General features: G+C 64.6%; 19 protein-coding genes. 7 read left to right on the top strand and 12 right to left on the bottom strand.

What is annotated here, in order from left to right; genetic code table 11:
- Positions 1-8: 8 nt before the first annotated feature.
- Positions 9-917 carry a sugar kinase gene (locus AC58EF_RS17940; protein WP_497277758.1) on the bottom strand — a complete coding sequence of 303 codons (909 nt, stop codon included), beginning with the start codon at positions 915-917 and terminating at the stop codon, positions 9-11.
- Positions 918-1,095: 178 nt separating this feature from the next.
- On the opposite strand from AC58EF_RS17940, the gene AC58EF_RS17945 reads away from it, so the two are divergent.
- Together AC58EF_RS17945 and AC58EF_RS17950 are read left to right on the top strand one after the other, a co-directional pair.
- The gene (locus tag AC58EF_RS17945; protein WP_497277759.1) at positions 1,096-3,057 is read left to right on the top strand and encodes a hybrid sensor histidine kinase/response regulator; all 1,962 of its coding nucleotides are present in this window, start codon (positions 1,096-1,098) and stop codon (positions 3,055-3,057) included.
- A 252-nt stretch (positions 3,058-3,309) separates the two neighbouring features.
- Entirely contained in the window at positions 3,310-4,236 is a 927-nt protein-coding gene (locus AC58EF_RS17950) for an alpha/beta fold hydrolase (protein ID WP_497277710.1), read from the top strand.
- Here the strand turns inward: AC58EF_RS17950 and AC58EF_RS17955 are convergent.
- The gene (locus tag AC58EF_RS17955; RefSeq protein WP_497277711.1) at positions 4,206-5,138 is read right to left on the bottom strand and encodes an NAD(P)H-dependent flavin oxidoreductase; all 933 of its coding nucleotides are present in this window, start codon (positions 5,136-5,138) and stop codon (positions 4,206-4,208) included. The genes AC58EF_RS17950 and AC58EF_RS17955 overlap by 31 nt on opposite strands.
- 135 nt (positions 5,139-5,273) lie before the next feature.
- Between AC58EF_RS17955 and AC58EF_RS17960 the strand changes: the two genes are divergently transcribed.
- Together AC58EF_RS17960 and AC58EF_RS17965 are read left to right on the top strand one after the other, a co-directional pair.
- Positions 5,274-6,332 carry a hypothetical protein gene (locus tag AC58EF_RS17960; protein ID WP_497277712.1) on the top strand — a complete coding sequence of 353 codons (1,059 nt, stop codon included), beginning with the start codon at positions 5,274-5,276 and terminating at the stop codon, positions 6,330-6,332.
- A 414-nt stretch (positions 6,333-6,746) separates the two neighbouring features.
- Entirely contained in the window at positions 6,747-7,067 is a 321-nt protein-coding gene (locus AC58EF_RS17965; RefSeq protein WP_497277713.1) for a hypothetical protein, read from the top strand.
- Between the two features lie 413 nt (positions 7,068-7,480).
- On the opposite strand, the gene AC58EF_RS17970 is transcribed toward AC58EF_RS17965, so the two are convergent.
- The 5 genes from AC58EF_RS17970 to AC58EF_RS17990 all read right to left on the bottom strand — a co-directional run bounded on the left by AC58EF_RS17970 (position 7,481) and on the right by AC58EF_RS17990 (position 10,107).
- Positions 7,481-8,095: a F0F1 ATP synthase subunit B family protein gene (locus AC58EF_RS17970; RefSeq protein WP_497277714.1), complete on the bottom strand. Its 615-nt coding sequence runs from the start codon at positions 8,093-8,095 to the stop codon at positions 7,481-7,483.
- Positions 8,088-8,582 (bottom strand): F0F1 ATP synthase subunit B family protein, encoded by a 495-nt coding sequence (locus tag AC58EF_RS17975; RefSeq protein ID WP_497277715.1) that lies wholly within the window; start codon positions 8,580-8,582, stop codon positions 8,088-8,090. Before AC58EF_RS17975 ends, AC58EF_RS17970 begins: the two co-directional genes overlap by 8 nt.
- An 88-nt stretch (positions 8,583-8,670) precedes the next feature.
- A complete protein-coding gene (locus AC58EF_RS17980; protein WP_004207392.1) occupies positions 8,671-8,898 on the bottom strand; it encodes a F0F1 ATP synthase subunit C in 228 nt (75 codons plus the stop codon).
- 53 nt (positions 8,899-8,951) lie between these two features.
- Positions 8,952-9,737, bottom strand: a complete 786-nt coding sequence (locus AC58EF_RS17985) for a F0F1 ATP synthase subunit A (protein ID WP_497277716.1) — start codon at positions 9,735-9,737, stop codon at positions 8,952-8,954.
- A 46-nt stretch (positions 9,738-9,783) separates the two neighbouring features.
- Positions 9,784-10,107: an AtpZ/AtpI family protein gene (locus tag AC58EF_RS17990; RefSeq protein WP_497277717.1), complete on the bottom strand. Its 324-nt coding sequence runs from the start codon at positions 10,105-10,107 to the stop codon at positions 9,784-9,786.
- Positions 10,108-10,298: 191 nt separating this feature from the next.
- Between AC58EF_RS17990 and AC58EF_RS17995 the strand changes: the two genes are divergently transcribed.
- A complete protein-coding gene (locus tag AC58EF_RS17995) occupies positions 10,299-10,604 on the top strand; it encodes a metalloregulator ArsR/SmtB family transcription factor (RefSeq protein ID WP_497277718.1) in 306 nt (101 codons plus the stop codon).
- Between the two features lie 164 nt (positions 10,605-10,768).
- Here the strand turns inward: AC58EF_RS17995 and AC58EF_RS18000 are convergent, their stop codons facing one another.
- Genes AC58EF_RS18000 through AC58EF_RS18010 form a run of 3 tightly spaced genes read right to left on the bottom strand, consistent with a single transcriptional unit; the run spans position 10,769 to position 14,600 of the window.
- Positions 10,769-11,182, bottom strand: a complete 414-nt coding sequence (locus tag AC58EF_RS18000) for a YdbL family probable chaperone protein (protein WP_497277719.1) — start codon at positions 11,180-11,182, stop codon at positions 10,769-10,771.
- Positions 11,179-11,367, bottom strand: coding sequence for a YnbE family lipoprotein (locus tag AC58EF_RS18005; RefSeq protein WP_497277720.1), 189 nt, complete (start codon positions 11,365-11,367; stop codon positions 11,179-11,181). Before AC58EF_RS18005 ends, AC58EF_RS18000 begins: the two co-directional genes overlap by 4 nt.
- Positions 11,364-14,600: an intermembrane phospholipid transport protein YdbH family protein gene (locus tag AC58EF_RS18010; protein WP_497277722.1), complete on the bottom strand. Its 3,237-nt coding sequence runs from the start codon at positions 14,598-14,600 to the stop codon at positions 11,364-11,366. The genes AC58EF_RS18005 and AC58EF_RS18010 overlap by 4 nt, the downstream gene beginning before the upstream one ends.
- Positions 14,601-14,738: 138 nt before the next feature.
- Here AC58EF_RS18010 and radC point away from each other — a divergent pair, with 138 nt between their 5' ends.
- Positions 14,739-15,434 (top strand): RadC family protein, encoded by a 696-nt coding sequence (gene radC / locus AC58EF_RS18015; protein WP_497277723.1) that lies wholly within the window; start codon positions 14,739-14,741, stop codon positions 15,432-15,434.
- Positions 15,435-15,608: 174 nt separating this feature from the next.
- Here radC and AC58EF_RS18020 read toward each other — a convergent pair whose 3' ends face one another.
- On the bottom strand, positions 15,609-16,109 hold the full coding sequence (locus tag AC58EF_RS18020) for a hypothetical protein (RefSeq protein WP_497277724.1): 501 nt from the start codon (positions 16,107-16,109) through the stop codon (positions 15,609-15,611).
- Positions 16,110-16,414: 305 nt separating this feature from the next.
- Positions 16,415-17,524: a glycosyltransferase family protein gene (locus tag AC58EF_RS18025; protein WP_497277760.1), complete on the bottom strand. Its 1,110-nt coding sequence runs from the start codon at positions 17,522-17,524 to the stop codon at positions 16,415-16,417.
- A 68-nt stretch (positions 17,525-17,592) separates the two neighbouring features.
- On the opposite strand from AC58EF_RS18025, the gene AC58EF_RS18030 reads away from it, so the two are divergent.
- The gene (locus AC58EF_RS18030; protein WP_497277761.1) at positions 17,593-18,459 is read left to right on the top strand and encodes a lysophospholipid acyltransferase family protein; all 867 of its coding nucleotides are present in this window, start codon (positions 17,593-17,595) and stop codon (positions 18,457-18,459) included.
- The last annotated feature ends 14 nt before the right edge of the window (positions 18,460-18,473 follow it).

Here is an 18,473-nt window from a genome sequence, read left to right on the forward strand (position 1 = left end):
AACGGGACTTAATAGGGCGCATCCGCATCCTTCGCCGGGATGGCCCCGCGACGACCGATATTCCATCCCGCGAGGCGATGCCCGGCCAGCGCCGCATCGGCCGGCATCATCCCTGCCAGCCGGGCATGGAGATAGCCCGCATTGAACGCGTCACCCGCACCGCTCGAATCGATGACGTCGATCAGGCGTGGCGGCGCGACCAGTTCGTCGCCAACAAGACAACCTTCGCCGCCCAACTTGACGATGATCTCCCGCCCCTCGTTCGCGCCCCAGCGCGCTGCCGTGTCGCGGGCATCATCCGCCTCGCCCATCTCGACCTCGTCCGCGAGCGTCGGCAGGCCGATGTCCGCGAGCGCGATCGCCCGGTCGCGCCAGCGCCGCGCGGTCGCGGCATCGGGCCAGAGCCGCGCTCGATAATTGCCGTCGAACGCGACCTTCCCGCCCCGCGCCTTCACCGTCGCGCTCAGCGACAGCAACGCCTCGCGGCCTTCATCGGGCAGGATCGCCAATGTGATGAGCGAGAAATAGAGCAGGTTCGATTGCGCCGCCTGCTCCACCATAGCCTCGCTGGCCGGTAGGGCGAACATCCGCTTTGCGGCCGCCTCGCTCCGCCAATAATGGAAAGTGCGTTCACCCGTCGCATCGGTTTCGATCGCATAGAGGCCCGGCAGGCAACCGTCGGCCGCCAGCACCAGCGAGGTGTCCACCCCCTCGGCTTCCCATTGCGCACGCAGATCTGCGCTCATCGGATCGGCGCCGAGCGCGCTTGCCAGGCGCACCTTGTCGCCAGACCGGGCCATATGCACTGCGGTATTGATGACATCGCCGCCATAACGCAGGTTCCAGTTGTCGCCCTGCCCGCGGCTCAGTTCCAGCATCGCCTCGCCAATGACCGTGATCGTCGCGCCTGCGCCCATGCTCATGCCTCGTCCCATTTCCATTGCTGCGCTGCGTCGTGGGCAGAGCGACCGCCCGAGTCAAGCCATCCCGCTCGTCGGCGCGCGCACGCGCACCTACGGAACGTTCGCCCGCAACCCGCGTTTCGTCCTTGGCACCAGAGACGCCGCCAATTCGCGCGTCCTGATCGGGGAACCCATGACCACCGTCCTGTCCGACGCGAACAGCAATCGTTTCGAACTGCTGGTGCAGAGCATCACCGACTATGCCATCTTCATGCTGGACCCCAATGGAATCGTCGTCAGTTGGAATGCGGGCGCGCGTCGCTTCAAGGGCTATGAGGCCCAGGAAATCATCGGTGAGCATTTTTCCCGTTTCTACACGGCCGAAGAGCAGGCGGCGGGCATTCCCGTCCTCGCCCTCTCGACCGCCGAGCGTGTCGGCCGGTTCGAGGCCGAAGGATGGCGTGTCCGCAAGGACGGCACGCGCTTCTGGGCCAATGTCGTCATCGACCCGATCCGCGACCCGGCGGGCAATCTCCTGGGCTTTGCCAAGATCACCCGCGACCTCACCGAACGGCGTGAAGCACAGGAGGAATTGCGCAAGAGCGAGGAGCGATTTCGCCTGCTGGTCGAAAGCGTCACCGATTATGCCATCTTCATGCTTGATCCGGTCGGGACGATTACGAGCTGGAACAGCGGCGCTGCGCGGTTCAAGGGCTATAGCGCGGAAGAGATTATGGGAGAGAATTTCTCCCGCTTCTATTCGGAGGAGGACCGGCTCGCCGGCCTGCCTTCCCGCGCGCTGAACACGGCCGAACGGGAAGGCCGGTTCGAGGCGGAGGGGTGGCGCATCCGCAAGGACGGCACGCGCTTCTGGGCCAATGTCGTCATCGACCCGATCCTCGACCCGACGGGCAATCTCCTGGGCTTTGCCAAGATTACCCGCGACCTCACCGAACGGCGCGAGGCGCAACGCGCGCTCGACGAAGCGCGCGACGCCATCATCCAGACGCAGAAAATGGACGCCATCGGCAAGCTCACCGGCGGCGTCGCCCATGATTTCAACAATCTGCTCGCTGTGATCGTCGGCAGCCTGGATCTGGCGCGGCAGCGGATGGCGAGTGGCGCCGATATCAGCCGCTATCTCGACAATGCGATGGCGGCGGCCGAGCGCGGCGCCACCCTGACCCAGCGGATGCTCGCCTTCGCCCGGCGACAGGAACTGAAGCTGCAAAGCGTCGATTGCGTGGCGTTGGTGCGCGGCATGGCCGAGTTGCTCCAGAGCACGATCGGAACCAGCGTCGCCATCGACACGCGATTTCCGCTGACCCTGGCACCGGCCTATGCCGACCCGGCCCAGCTGGAACTGGCGCTGCTGAACCTGGCGGTCAATGCGCGCGATGCCATGCCCGATGGCGGCCGGATCACGCTGGAAGCGACCGAGGCGCTGATCGCCGACGAAACGCTCTCCGGCCTTTCGCCGGGCTCCTATATTTGCCTTTCGGTGGTCGATGACGGCGAAGGCATGGACGCAGGCACGCTGGAACATGCGCGCGAACCTTTCTTCACCACGAAGGGCGTGGGCAAGGGCACAGGCCTTGGACTGTCTATGGTGCATGGCTTCGCCCAGCAATGCGGCGGCGCGCTGACCATCATCAGTGCGCCGGGAGCGGGCACCACCGTGTCGCTCTGGCTTCCCGTTTCGCTGGTGGACCCCGCCGAGGAACGGGACACCGCGGTCGATCTGCACGGCAGCGCCGTCATCCCGATGGTGATCCTGGCGGTGGACGACGACAATCTGGTGCTGACCAATACAGCCGGCATGTTGGAGGATCTTGGTCATACGGTCTTCCAGGCCGGCAGCGCGGCGGATGCGCTGCACATGCTGGAGGAAGCCAATGTCGATCTGGTCGTGACCGATCATGCGATGCCCGGCATGACCGGCGCGCAACTGGCGGACCTGATCGAACAGAAGCATCCGGGCCTACCCGTCATCATTATCACCGGCTTTGCCGAACTGCCCCCGCACGCCAGCGACAGGATTCGGCTGGATAAGCCGTTCAAACAGGCGGAACTGGCGAGAGCCGTCATGGTCGCCAGTCATGATGCGACCTCGGGTCGATTGATCCGGTTCGCCACGCCACTCGACAGTGATTGATATCCGGCACTGGGCGCGGGTAGCAATGAAGAGGGATCATTCCGTAAGCGCTATCCCCCGCAGAGATCGAAATTTGCAGCGCAAGAGCCCATATCAGTGGTTGATATGATTTGCTGCGTTACCACAATTATTTGCGATCGCGCAGCAGAAGCATAAGAAAAATCATGTTTTTCATTCATTCGCCCTTGCAAGCATGGCAGAGTTGCCCAATGGGATCGGAACAACCATCCCCTCCAGCTGCCGCAGGACCGAATGGACATGCCGACCGCGCCTACCCCGACTTCCCATTTCTTTACGTCGCTGCGGTCGCGGCTGCACTATCTGGATTGGGGCAATCCGTCCGCGCCTCCGCTGATCCTGGTCCATGGCGGTTTCGATCATGCGCGAAGCTGGGACTGGACAGCGCGCGCCCTGGCGCAGGACTATCACGTCATCACCCCCGACCTTCGCGGCCATGGCGATAGCGCCTGGTCGCCCGAAGGCTCTTACATGATGGCCAATTTCGTCTATGATTTGGCCTTGCTGGTCGATCTGCTCGATCGCGCGCCCGTTACGATCGTCGGCCATTCGCTCGGCGGCGCGATCAGCCTGCGCTATGCCGGCCTGTTCCCCGAAAAGGTCGGGCAGATCGTCGCCATCGAGGGGCTGGGTTTCTCGCCCGAGCGGCTGAAACAGAAAGCGGAGGATGCGACGCCCGACGTCTGGCGCCAGTGGATCGACGGACGCCGCGCCAGTGCCCGCCGCGGGACGCGCCATTATCCCACAATTGAAGCCGCCGTCGGCCGTATGCGCGAACGTAATGAGCATCTGTCGGTCGAACACGCGCTGCACCTGACGCACCATGGCGTGAATCGGAACGAAGACGGCAGCTATAGCTGGAAATTCGATCCCTATCTCAACCATGCCGCGCCGCACATGGGCACGGATGCCGAACTGCCTGACTTCTGGTCGCGGATCAGTTGCCCGACCCTGCTCTGCCTGGGCAAGGACAGTTGGGCATCCAATCCGGCCAAGGATGGACGCATGGCCCATTTCCGCGACGCCCGGCTGGTGGAGTTCGCCAATGCCGGCCACTGGCCCCACCATGACCAGTTTGACCGCTTCATCGCCGAACTGCGCGCCTTCCTTGCGCCGCCCGGGCGTCCGGGTCAAACCGTGAAACCCTCCACCGCCGCCTGATATTCCGCCTTCAGCCGTGCGATGAAATCCGCGGCCGGCTGAATCCGGTCGATCGCGCCGATGCCCTGCCCCGCGCCCCAGACATCGCGCCATGCCTTTTTCTCGCCGCCGGTCAGGCTGGCAAAATCCATGTCCTTGGCCTCGGGCAGACTGTCCGGGTCAAGCCCCGACGCGACGATGCTGGGCCGCAGATAATTGCCGTGGACCCCGGTAAAGACGTCCGAATAGACGATGTCGCCCGCGCCGCTGTCGACGATCATCTGCTTATAGGCGGTATCGGCGTTGGCCTCCGTCGTGGCGATGAAGGGCGACCCCATATAGCCGAGGTCCGCGCCCATCATCCGCGCCGCCGCGATCGCGCGTCCGGTCGCGATCGCGCCGGACAGGGCCAGCGGCCCGTCGAACCACTGGCGGATTTCCTGGATCAGCGCAAAAGGCGACAGCGTCCCGGCATGGCCGCCCGCGCCCGCCGCCACCGCGATCAGGCCATCCGCGCCCTTCTCGATCGCCTTGCGGGCAAAGACATTGTTGATGATGTCGTGCAGGACGATGCCGCCATAGCTGTGGATCGCCTGGTTCACATCCTCCCGCGCGCCGAGCGAGGTGATGACGATCGGCACCCGATACTGGACGCAGAGCTTCAGATCCTCCTCCAGCCGGGCATTGGTCCGATGGACGATCAGGTTGACCGCGAAGGGCGCATCCCTCTCCGTCAAGGCCTCACCCAGTTGCCGCAGCCACGCCTCGAACATGCCCGAGGGTCGGGCGTTGAGCGAGGGGAAGGCGCCGACGATACCGCTGCGGCACTGGGCGATGACCAGATCGGGCTGCGACACGATGAACATCGGAGAACCGATCAGCGGCAGCGACAGGCGGTCACGGAGCAGCGGCGGCAGGGTCATATAGGGCGTCCTCTCTTCTGATTCTCTCGCGCTAACACCGCTGAACCCGCAGAAAAAGGCGAAAAATTGCTGTATTGATGATATAATACAGTAATGATAGCATGACGTCGGCACAATGTCCCGGGAGCAGGACCGATGTATAGCGAGAGCGATCTACAGGATGCCGTAACGGCCGGTGCATTGACACCCCAGGCCGCGCAGGCGTTGCGCGACCATGTGGCGCAGCTACGCGCCACCCCGGTGGTCGATGAAGAGCATTTTCGGCTGCTGACCGGATTCAACGATATCTTCGTGACGATCGCCAGCGTGATCCTGCTCGTGGCGCTCGGCTGGCTCGGAAACAGCCTGCGATTCGGGGCGGCCGATCATCACCCCGCCTTCATGTCCGGCGTGCTGGTCGCGGCGGCGAGCTGGGGCCTGGCCGAATATTTCACCCGCCAGCGACGGATGGCGCTTCCTTCCATATTGCTGCTTTGCGGCTTCGTCGGCGGTATCGCCTTCGCGCTCGGCACCCTCGCGTCGCAGATATTTCCGCGCGCCGGGGACAGTGCAGCAGCGCTGATCCTGTCGGGCGTCGCCGCGATGAGCGCCCTCGCGGCCTGGGCGCATTGGCAGCGCTTCATGGTCCCGATCACGGTGGCCGCCGGCGCGGCCGCCGCGGCGGGCGTGGTCGCGGGTCTGGTCATCGCCGCCTTCCCGGAAGACGAAACCCTGCCCTTCCTGCTGCTGCTCGCATCCGGCATCGCCATCTTCCTGCTCGCCATGCGCTGGGACATGAGCGACCGGGCGCGGATCACCCGCCGGTCGGACGTCGCCTTCTGGCTGCATCTCGCCGCCGCGCCGATGATCGCCCATTCGCTGTTCCACCTGCTCGGCGTGCTTGACGGCGACGAGATCGGCGCCGGCCGGGCGCTGCTGGTCATCGCGCTCTATGTCGCCTTCGGCCTCGTCGCGCTGGCGATCGACCGCCGCGCGCTGCTGGTATCCAGTCTCGCTTATGTTCTCTTCGCCCTCTATGCCCTGTTCAGGCAGGCCGGTGCGGTGGAACTGTCCTGGGCGCTCACCAGCCTGGTCATCGGATCGGCGCTGCTGCTGCTCTCCGCGCTCTGGCACCATGCCCGCGCGCTGATCGTGCATGGCCTGCCTCCGGCCCTGACCGATCGCCTTCCCTATCTCGATCGCGCCGCCGTCTGACGACCGGCGACTGAAGCCGTCCATTATCCTGCGAAGTTCACTCTGTCGTGGGCCAAATTCCCGCAAACGCGCCCGTGAAGCGTCTGCAACGCGCCTGCAAAGCGACACCGGCGCAACGGGAGAAAGCGGCTGGGGAAGGACGGCCTGGCGACGGGCCGGCGCTGGAAAGGCGCCTGCGATATAGCGCGGCGCCGGAAACGCAAGGGGAGCAGGCTGTTCCATCGCACAGGACAGATCAGAGAAAATCCTACATTGGAAGGCGCTTCGCGACGTGCGCAGCGTAACCCCTGCGGATCGGCACACGCCCTTGGGGGGCGGATCATTGGAGACGACCAGTTTTCGCCGTTCCCAATAGCAACCTGTCACCCTAATACTTGCCGTTGCGTGCCCCCGTCCATTGAGCAGATTGCCAACATGGAAATCTCTATCATCTTCGACACCGCGTTTCAGGGTCAGGCGGCAGGCGCAGTCTGGATCGTTCAGAGCGACGATAACCGCCGATGGTTTGATAAGCAGTCTGATCTTGATGCTGGAAGCGCCATATTCTTTCCGGAGGGTGAGGAGATCGGGCGTGATGCGATATTACGGTCCATCTGGAACGTTCAGGAGCATTATCCGGATTGGTCACGGATCAACGTCTATGGCGCGGTCCTGACCCAAGAGTTGGCGAGCGAACTCCGTGATGAGGGGCACGCGATGGAGACGGAAAAGGGGTTCGCGCTCGTCTGCACATAGACCGCTTCCCCATCGAAACGACCCGAAAGCCGCCTTTCCGCTTTCCACCCTTTTTCGTCATTGCGAGCGCAGCGAAGCAATCCAATGTCACCCCCTTATGGATTGCTTCGCTGCGCTCGCAATGACGATGGGTGATTTGAGCAAGGGCCGCCTGTCCGCTTCCCACCCTTTTCGTTATTCCCGCAACCCAAAGGGCTGCCCCGGGCCAATGCGGGAACCCATCTCATGACCTTGCGGACAGCACTGCGTTGGGGAAATGGAACCCCGCCTGCGCGGGGATGACGGTAGGAAAGGGGATGGCGGCAAGAAAGAAGTCAGTCCGCAATCCATCGTCACGGAGCGGATCGCCATGACCGAAAAGGGCCGGTGCGTTTCCGCACCGGCCCTTTTCTATTGATCCATGGTCGGACCGATCAGTTGATCGTGCCCAGCCCCTTGATCGCGCCATCGACCAGATCCTTGTCCGCCTTGGCATCATGATTCTGGGCGATCAGGGCGGCGGCGGCGGCGGTGGCCGCGTTCACCGTCTTGGTGCGGATGCTTGCGATGGCGGCGCGTTCGGCGGCGCCAATCTTGTCCTCGGCCATCTTCTGACGACGAGCGACCAGCGCCTCGGCGTTGACCCTGGCGTCGGCGATCAGCCCTTCGGCTTCATGCTCGGCCGCCTTGCGCATGGCATCGGCTTCGCCGGCGGCAGCGGCCAGCTTCGCTTCATATTCGCCCTTGAGCGCTTCGGCTTCGGCGCGAAGCTTCGAGGCTTCGGCCAGTTGCGCCTTGATCTGCGCGATCCGGCCGTCCAGCGCGCCGCCGATCAGGGCAGGCACCTTCTTGACCAGCAGGATGACGATGAACACCGCCATCGCCAGGCTGACCCAGGCGGTAGCGTCCATGCCGACCGCCTTGGGATCGGTATGCGGCTCGACGCCCTCATGCGCGACGGTGCCGACCGGCTCCATGCCTTCGCTGTGGATCGCTTCGCGCAGCGACGGAGGCGTCGCTGCATTATGCTGTGCTGCTGCCTCAGCCATGGGCCAGTGCCGCCTTTACTGCGTTGCGGGCCGCTTCGTCCGACGCTTCGGCGCCGGAAATGCGAGCCACCATGTCGCGCGCCGCATCGGCGGCGACGGTTTCGATTTCTGCCAGCGCCGCGTTGCTCGCGACCTGGATGCGCGCTTCGGCCGCGGCGATCCTGGTCGCGACGTCGGCATCGGCGGCGGCGAGCTTCGTTTCCGAAGATTTGGCCGCTTCCGCCTTCGCCTTGGCCATCACGGCCTGAGCGGCGGTGCGGTTTTCGGTATCGCGGGCGCGATAATCCGCTTCCGCCTCGTCAGCGCGGGCAAAGGCCGCCTTCGCCGCGTCCAGATCACCGCTGATCTTCGCGTCGCGCGCGTCCGCCGTGCCCTGAACCTTGGGCACCATGCCAAGGCCAATGACGAAGAAGACGAAGCCGAACGTCACCAGCAGCCAGAAAATCTGACTGGAATAGGTTTCGGCGATTTGCGCGATTTGAGGCATTTTACGGGTCCGTCCGATCAGAGGGCGGTCAAATATGGGAAGCGGGCAAGGTTCAGGCGAGAGCCGCCCCGCCCGCTCCAGTCGTGCTTTAGGCCACGAACACCAGGATCATGGCGATAACGAACGCCAGCAGACCCAGAAGTTCCGCCGCGGCGAAACCGATGAACAGGCGACCCTGCTGGCCGTCAGCGGCGCCCGGATTGCGCAGCGCGCCTTCCAGGAACGAACTGAAGACGTTGCCTACACCGAGGGCGGCGATGCCCGCGCCGATCGCGGCCAGGCCAGCACCGAGCAGCTTTGCGGCTTCTGCGTCCATGTCGTAAACTCCCTTGTTAAACAATTAAAAACGTTGAAGAAATTTTTGAAAAGTCAGTGCAGATTCTCGGCGTCGTTCAGATAGACCGAGGTCAGCAGCGCGAACACATAGGCCTGGATCACCGCGACCAGCACTTCCAGTGCGCTGATGCCGATCATCAGAACGAAGCTGGCGGTGCCCACGGTCAGGCCATAGCCGACCCCCGCATTCGAGCTGTTGATGACGAAGCCGGCCAGAACCTTGAGCAGGACGTGGCCGGCGGTCATCGCGACGAACAGTCGCAGGCCCAGGCTGAACGGACGCACCATGAACGAGATCAGCTCGATCGGGAAAATGACCGGGATCATCGGCAGGGGCGTGCCGTGCGGCACGAACAGCGAGAAGAAGTGGAAACCATGCTTCCAGAAGCCGACGATCAGCACGATCGAAAAGCTCATGATGGCGAGCACGCCGGTCGCGGTGAAGTGGCTGGTGAAGGTGAAGGGATGAACCCCGAACAGCCCCAGCGGCAGCAGGCCCAGCAGGTTCGCCAGCAGGATGAACATGAACAGCGAGAAGACGTAGGGGATATATTTGCGCCCCTTGTCGCCGATATTGGCGACCAGCAGATTCTTGATGAAGCCGGTCATATATTCGACCGCCATCTGCCATCGGCCCGGAACCAGTTCGCGCTTCATGCCGCCGATCACGAAGATCCACAGCACCACGGCGGCGAGCACCATGTAGAGCGCGCTGTTGGTGAAGGCGATGTTGAAGCCGCCGAGCGACAGATGATCCGTCCCGAACAGCGGTTCGATCGCAAACTGGTGCATCGGATCGATTTTGCCGGATTCTGCCACGTTGACCCCTGTAACGTTCAAGTCTTCGGACTATGCCGAGGCGGCCCTATCGGTCGGGACGCTTCGTCGTCGTCAATCTGATGATGTTCCTGAACGCCACCACGATCCCAAGACCGAGGAACAGAAGCAGGAGCCAAGGGGATGTATCGAAAAGCCGGTCGAGAACCCAGCCGATCAACGCACCGCCGACAAGACCGCCGATCAGTTCCGCCAGAACCCGGTTGCCCAGGCGCGACCCATCGTCCGCCTGCTGCTCCCTTGCCCCCTGCCTGACCTTTTCGACATGCTCGGCCTTCGCGATCCGCTCCTCAAGCGAAGCGATCCGCGAGTCCTCGCCCGCCGGGTCCTGTTCGGGTGTGTCCGCCGCCATCGTCATCCTCCATCGGGCATTTCAACCCGTGTCGGTCGGCATGGCGCTTGCGGCTGCACCCGTCAAGGCGAGGCCCCTCTAGAAAGGGTTGAAGAGAGTGTCAACCCGCCCAAAGGCCGGGAAATCGGCGTTTTGGATCGAATGGATTTGCCGCCTTGCATTCAGCTATTTTCCTATTTAGCTAAATTTGCATGGACAAGATCTTCAAGGCGCTGGCGTCCGAACCGCGCCGCCGCATCCTGAATCATCTGGCCGTCGAGCCGATGACCGTGGGCGAGATCGCCGACAATTTCGAGATGGCGATGCCCTCCATTTCCCGGCATCTGGCGGTGCTGAAAGGGGCTGGCGTCGTGCGCGAACAGAAGCGCGGGCAATATGTCCTCTACTCGCTGGCGGCGGATCATCTGACCGACCAGCTTTATGATTTCCTGTCGCCTTTTTGCGCGCGGGCGCGCGGAATCGTGGAGGAGCGGCCGCCGCGGCGCAGGCGGGATTGAAGGGTTTCCAATCTCCGTTCGCCATGAGATTGTCGAAGGGCTGGCCTACATCGGGAGAAGTGCAGGGCTTCGACAGGCTTAGCCCGCACAATTCGCTCTAACGATAGGTAAAGGCGCGGTGACGGGGCCACCGCGCCTTCTTTTCATTCCGTCCGCGAGGCTGATCAGCCGGCCGTGGCGCAATAGGGCGGCAGGGCGATCGCCCCGGCGCCCTTGGTCTGCCATCCGCCGGCGCCGATGCGATAGACCTGACCCTGCTTCACCCGACTGCTGAGCGTCTGGCAGCCGGTCGCGGCGGCGACGTCCTGCACGGTGACGCCGCGCTGGCCAGCGAGCTGGGTATAGGCCGCGCGGCGCTTGATATTGATCGATTCGACCTCCGAACGAACGTCGGCGCCCACCGACCCGGCGATGCCGAGATAGCCGTCGGCCTGCTCGCCCACCGTCCCGGCGTTCATGGCGGCTACGACGGCGCCGGACTGGGCGCGGGCGGGCGCGGTCATGATGAAGCCGCTCGCCAGCGCAGCCACGGCGCCAGCGGCGATCATCAGCTTAGGCATAAGCAACTTGCGTGTCATTGCGGGAACAACTCCGGGTTATTCTGGATGAGATCCTGCGCGTCGCGTTGCAGCTTCACGACGACCTCCTGCTGCACCTTGACGTTCAGGTTGATTTCGATGGGGCGATCAGGGGCCTTCACCTGAATGCATCCCCCCAAAGCGAGGCCGGCGAAACCGGCGGTCATGATTGCGCGTGTCTTCATTTCGGCTCCCCGTCTGGCACAGTCTCGCTTTCCCGCGGCTGAACCGCAAGATTTTGTTGCGGACCCGTTCGCATTTCGCCCTGCACCTGATCGCCGATGCTGTTCTGGATCAGTTGCGAGGGATCGATGAAGGATTGGGCGGTGCCCATCAGCCCGCGGAAGGGCGCGGCGATCCGCACGTTGAAGATGAAGGGCAGACCGATGAAGTTGCGCGCGATCCCGCCCGGCGCGTCGCCCAGCTTGCCCCGGTTGACGCCATTGAAGACGACGTTCGTCACCATCTCTCCGTCGAGCGCGCCGTCCATCAGGATTGTCAGACATTTATATTGCAGATTCTTAAGCGCGTCGAAGGCCATCTTGCCCATCATGCCCAGTTGCTCGTTCGACACCGGGCCGACATAGGACAGCACGCCCGACTGGCGGGTCGGATCGCAGGGAATGGTCGGCAGCACCCCTTCGGGCATGATGAGCGGCGGCATACCCTGCTGCCGCGCGACCAGCACGCCGCCGGAAACCCGGCCGCCCTTGGCGTTGAAGATGAGCGGCATGATGCCGTCGAAGGTGCCGGTCGCCGACACATTGTCCAGTTCCATCGCCTGGATGAAGGCGCCCGCGTCCAGCCCGATGACGCGGAAGGTCATGTAGCGGTCGACATCCTCGCCGAAGTTCATGGTCGTGGGCAGCAGGTCCAGCTTGCCGCCGGAGAAGGGCCAGCCGCCCCCTTCGATCCGCACCTTCTGCCCGGCTTCCAGACGATAGCGGACCACGCCGTCCTCCACCTCAACGCCGGGATTGACCTTTTTGATGCGCACTTCCTGCCCCGGCGCGGTGATCATGCCGATCAGGTCGGTGAAGCGGATTTCGCCAGACAGCCCCTCCACCGGGCCGAAGGCGGCGGCGAAATTCGCATTGTCGGTGCGGAAGGTGCCGCTGCTGGTGACGGTGGCGCCGGTCCAGTCGATTCGTCCCTGCCCCGTCACGGTCGCCTTCACATTGGCGATGACGCCCAGGGTCAGCGGCGTCACCGCATCGGGCTGGAAGGCGGGATTGAAGGTAAGGTTGGGGACGGCGAGATCGGCATGGCCCCTCCCGCTGCCGAGATCATGGATAATGTCCGCCTTTGCCACCGTCGCGCCACTGCGGGTCATCGTGCCGGTGGCGGCGATGCGGCCATCCTTCAGCGTCAGCGCGAAATCGGGGACGGAGAGCGGGTTGAAGCGCGCCGTTTCCTGCGCATCACGCACGGTCATGGCGGCGCGCAGGCCGAGCACGCCCCTGACGAAGCTCCAGTCGCCCGCCCCCTGCTCGACGATCAACGGCACGGCGCCGATCTGCCCGCCCGCGCCGGTCAGCTTGCCGGCAAGGCCATCGGCGGTCATCGCGCCGTCCATGGCGGCTGCGGACAGGCGGACCGGGGCGTCCTGCGGGCCGATGGTCAGCGCCGGATTGGCGAGCGCGAAGCCGGTCTTGCCGAGCGCGACGCGCACCTGATCGGCGATCAGGCGCATCGGGCTGTCGCCGCTGCGGCCTTCGAGCGCCAGATCGCGGATCGCCGCCCCGCCCCGGACGCCGCCCGGCCCCATGGCGAGCATCGCCCCGCCCTCGACCGGGCAAAACGTCTGTCGGGTCTGGCCCAGTGCGAAATTGCCGTAGCGCGCCTCCAGCAGCGACACCGGCACGCAGCCCGGATTGATCGCCACCGCGCCGTTGGCGGCGACACGCCCCTCGACCGGCAGGCTGAGGCCGCGCACATGGCCATCGGGCAGCGGACCATCGAGCCGCATCGCGGTCGCAAAATGGGTCGCGCCATTCCGGTCGGCGGTGAACCGCACCCGATCGAGCGCCAGTTTCGCCTCACCGGCCGCATAGGGTTCTACGAACAATTGTCCGCCAAAGCCGCCGCCCGGCCGCCGCGCAAGCCGCAGCGCGGCCTGCGGCAGGCCGCCGCCCTGCGTCGTGATCGCGCCGTCGAGCGCCCAGTCCATCCCGGCCGCCTTCCCCGGCTCCCTGCCCGGCCAAGCCAGCGTCACCCGCCCGCCCCGCGCGATGCCGATGCGCGCGCCGCTCCGCGCGTCAATGGCGGTGTCGGTAATGACCAGGCTGCCATTGCCGGGCTTCTGCACCAGGGCGAAGGTCGTGCGCAGCCGGTTGCGCCGCCCGGCCTGTTCGACCGCATCGGCGAGCTTCACCGCCAGCGGCCCGACCGGCGTGCCGGCGGCGGATGCGCGCAAGCCCGTCAGCGGATTGCCGCCAGCCATATGCAGGTCTTCGCCGGACAATGCGCCTTGCAGGCTCTGGCCGTCCTTTCCCAGCACCCAGTCACCCGCCAGAAAAGCGTCGCGCAGCACCGCGCCGTGCCCGGTCAACGCCTTTGCGCCCATGCGGACCTTGCCGCCGGTGCGGGCCGCCGTGCCGTCGAAATCGACGCGACCGTCAGGTGCGGCCAGCACCAGCCCCCCGCCCCTCAACGCCTCGCCCGACAGGTCGACATGGCCCGTCCATCGATCCAGCGCCTTGCCCAGGGTGAGATCAATCGCCGCCGCCGGTTTCGAGATCGCCGCGCCGGCATCGCGGCAGGCGATGGCGTCCGCCCGCACCGGGCCGGTCAGGTGCGGCGCGCCCTGCCGCATCGCGATCGTCACCATCGCCGTGCCCCGCGACAGGCCGCAGCCCGCCAGCGACGCGCGCGGCATGGCGGCCGCCAGCCGGCCCCGGAAACCGGACTTCAGATTGCCGTCACCGTCGATCTGCATCCCGATCCGGCCGGCGTCGGTGTCCAGCGTCACCCGCGCATCGGCGAGCGAAACGCGGATATCGGGCAGGCTGAAGGGCGCGGTCGAATCCGGGTCGCGGAACCGATCCAGTTCGCCCAGCCGCATTACGCCGTCATGGAAAGAACCGCGCAGCCGCACGCCGCCGGCCCGCACCGCCGCGACCTGCGGCGTCAGCCCGGTGAAGGCGATGTCCACCTCGACCCAGTGGGCGGTCAGGTCTGGCTTTGCCGGATCGCCCAGCACGATATTCTCGATCCGCTGAGTGCGCAGGCCCACATCGACCAGATCATAATTGGCCTGGACACCGCGACGGTTGAGTTCGCGGCTAACGAAATTCTCCGCGATCGGCGCGCGCTGAGTCCACAGGCCAACCAGCACCAGCGCCAGTGACCCCGTACCCACGCCCAGCCAGCGCAGCCATGCCCGGCGAACCGCTTCTTCGCCGTTCTCTTCTTCCATGCCTATGGCAAACCCCGGCTCTCATGTTGACGCTGACGGTCCGTGACGGGACCATAACGTCTCTCCTCCCCTAAATATCCTTGCTCCACGATTCCGCAACGCATAGCGTCGTTTAGCGTCGACAAGGGGGACGGAAGATTGGCCGAACAGGACGCGAAAGCCAGCCATGACGGCACGGGCCATCGAGCGCGATTGCGGCAGAAACTGGCCGAAAATGGCGGCGATGCGCTGCACGACCATGAACTGATCGAATATCTGCTGGCGCTGGCCATCCCCCGCCGCGACACCAAGCCGCTGGCCAAGTCATTGTTGCGGACCTTCGGCGGCATCGGCGGGCTGATGACCGCCGACTGGCAGGCGATCGCCCGTGTGCCCGGCATGGGCGACACCAGCGTCGCCGCAATCAAGATCGTGCAGGCGACCGCGCTGCGGATGCTCCGTAACGAAGTCGCGGCGCGGCCGGTGCTGGGAAGCTGGCAGGCGCTGCTCGACTATCTGCGCGCCGACATGGCCTGGCTGGGGGTCGAGCGGGTGCGGGTGCTGCACCTCAACAGCCGCAACATGCTGATCCGCGACGATCATATGGGCGACGGGTCGATCGACCAGGCCGCGATCTATACGCGCGAGGTGATCAAGCGGGCGATCGATTTCGGATCGGCGGCTTTGATATTGGTGCATAACCATCCCAGCGGTTCGCCCGAGCCGAGCCGGCAGGATATCGATGTGACCCGGCAGATCATCGATGCGGGGAAGCGACTGGGCATCAGCGTGCATGATCATATCATCATCGGCGCGCAGGGGCATGTCAGCCTGCGGGCCAAGGGGCTGTTGTAGGGCATTTGAGCGTCAGGGCGGCGACAGGCGGACGGGGGCGAGAGCCGGGAGACTGCGCTTTCTTGCAATCCATCGCGGTAACGCCCGATGGATGCCGAGTTTTTGCCGGCAGGACGGGAAAGGGTGGATTGCGGACGGTCTGGTCCTGAGGTCGAGTAAAGCGGGGAGATGTCTTTAAGATTTCCAATCCATGCCTTTTAACAACGCCGCAGTAACATCCTGCGCATCGAGTATGACGGATTCCTGCTCAAGTCGCTCTGCGTTGGCATCAGAGAACAACCCGATGTAGGCACCGACTGGCACAATTTCGAGGCCGGGGCGGGCGCCATCCGGCCGCGTCAGCGTTGCCACCGATGCCGATTGTCCCTGCCAGACCGCATAGGTCAGCGTGTAGGGGCGCCCATGCCGATTGTCCGATTTGAACCCGTAAATGAAAATTGTATCTGGTGCGTTGCAACCGGTCCCGTCGACAATGCCGTTGGTTCGCTCGGTAGACCAACTTTGCTTATGATGTTCCAATGCGTCTATAAGAAGGTTACCATTAAAGGTGAACGCCTCGCGGAACGAGCAGAATTTCGTGGTTGGCCTTATCGTCAATTTGCCCAGTCGCTGGATATGAAGCCGGTTATCGTCAGCAAATTTGACCTTTGCCAGCCTATGGACGTGTGACGGCATGGGACTCTTTTCGCAGCCTGCGCACGCCAAGATGACTGCAAGAATGAATTTTTTGGGGACCATGCTTACAACTTATCAACAAGTTAATGTCCGTAGCTGGCGCACTCGATTCGATGCGGGAATGACCACAAAGGGTGGAAAACGGACAGGCGGCTTTTTCATCCTCCCCTGCAAGGGGAGGTGGCAGGCGCGTAGCGCCTGACGGAGGGTGTCACCCTCTCGATAGCGGGACACCCCTCCACCACTTCGTGGTCCCCCTCCCCTTGCAGGGGAGGATTTTATGTCCACTTCATGGTCGAAAGCGGCTACTCCGCCCTCTCCATCCGCGCGACCTTCCCCTTCCTCAGCCAATAGTTAAACCCGCCCCACCTGATCCGGTTCGAACACGCCGCCGCCAACTGCATACCGCAATGCACCCAGCACACCACAAACGGTGCCAGCACATCCCACCAGAGCGACCGCGCAGCTACCCGCATTTGCTCCGGTTCAAGCACGCTCGCCAAAATCCGTCGCCGCACCAGCGCCCGCCCGACAGCCGCGCCATAGCCCACGGCCACAGCCCCCCAACCGCCCCAGGCCAAAGCCCACACCCAGCCCAAAGCCTGGCAAGCCATCACAAGCCAAGCGGCCCACCACATCCCCGGACTGTTGGTGACGATATGCCGATACTGCCGCACCCCGAAGCCGATCGCCCCCCGCCCCTTCAGCGGTGAGGCCACCAGCAAATCCCGCACCGGCCGCAAGCGCAGCTTCGCCCGCCATCCGGCAAGACCGATCGCCATATCGTCCGACAAGCGCCCCGCCAGCGCCGCGTCCAGATCGAGCCGCTCCGCCACCTCCCGGCTCAACGCCATCGCCCCGCCCCAAGGCATGGTCGCGCTCGCCGCCCGTGGCAAAGTCGCCAACTGCATTTCCACCGCCCCCACCAGCGCCGCCACGGGATGCGCCTCCGGCAACAGCAACCGATAGCCGGTCACGATGTCCGCCTTGCCCCGCACCAGTGGAAAGAGCAATCGCCCGGCGAGCCGCACCGGCGGCTCGATATCGGCATCGATGAACAGCAGATAGCGATCGTCCGGCCGCAAGGCCCGCAAGGCCTCGCGTAGCTTATGGACCTTCTGGCCTTCATCCGCGGCAATCCCGGCCCGGACGATCTGCACCCAGTCCGGCTCCCGCGCCGCCAGCATTTCGGCCGCCGGACAGGCGCCGGAGGTTGCGAGCAGCAAACGGAAGCGCGCGGTCTGCGCCTGCAACCGGGCGATGAGGTCCGTCCCGCCATCCCAATCATCCCGCACGGACAGGATCATCACCGCACCGACCGGCGACTCTTCCTGCCGATCAGCGGGCAGGTGACGCAGATAATTGACCGCCCCCAGCAGCGTCAGCGCCTGGAGCAACAGCCACAGCGCCAGCATCATCGTCACACAAGGCCCCCTTCGCGGCTCTTTACCGCTTCATCACCTTCTGTATGACGGGCAAGACCATGCTCTCCAACCCCTTTCTCTTCACCCTGCTACGCCGCCTCCCCGCCCGGACGGCTTCGTGGATCGGCGGCTGGCTCTCCGCCCATGTCGCCCGCCCCCGGATGAAGCTGCGCGACGCCCGCGCGCGGGCCAACCTGTCCCTGTTGCGCCCTGAACTGAGCCAAGCGGAGCGGGAGATGATCCTGACCCGGCGCTGGGAGAATATGGGGCGGACGCTGGCGGAACTCGCCAATATCGACCGGCTCGTCAGTCCGCGCCACATCAGCGTGCAGGACGAGGCGGGCTATCGCGCGGTGCTCGACATGCCGGGGCCGATGATCTTTCTCACCACCCATATCGGCAATTGGGACTTGATGGCCGCGCACCTGAAGGCATCGACTGATCGCCCGCCGCTGGGCGTCTATGATCCGCCCGCAGACGAAAAGGTGGCGGCGCAGCTCAAGCGGGCGCGCAAAAGCTATATGGGGGAAGCGATCACCGGCAGCGGCGGCGCAGCCCGCGCGATCCTGCGCCATTTGGCCAAGGATCGGGCGATGCTTTACATATTGGTGGACGAACGCCGCGAGCAGCAGGTCTGGTTTCCCCGCTTCGGGCGCAACCTGCCCCCGTCGGGCAATCTCGACTTCACGCTGCGACTGGCGCGCAAGGCCGGTGCGCGGCTGACGCCCTTCTACCTTGCCAGGACCAGCGGCGCCCATTTCGACCTTCATTGGCATCCGCCGATCGACCCGGCCAACGCCTCCGACGACGACATCATGGCGATGCTCGACGCCTTCCTGGGACAGGCCTGCATCGATCATGCCGACGACTGGCTGGCGTTGCACGACATGGACCTGACCCAGCGCGGCCACCAGCCCATCATGTGACTTCCCCATGCATC

It is taken from the genome of Sphingobium sp. WR1, assembly GCF_059693745.1.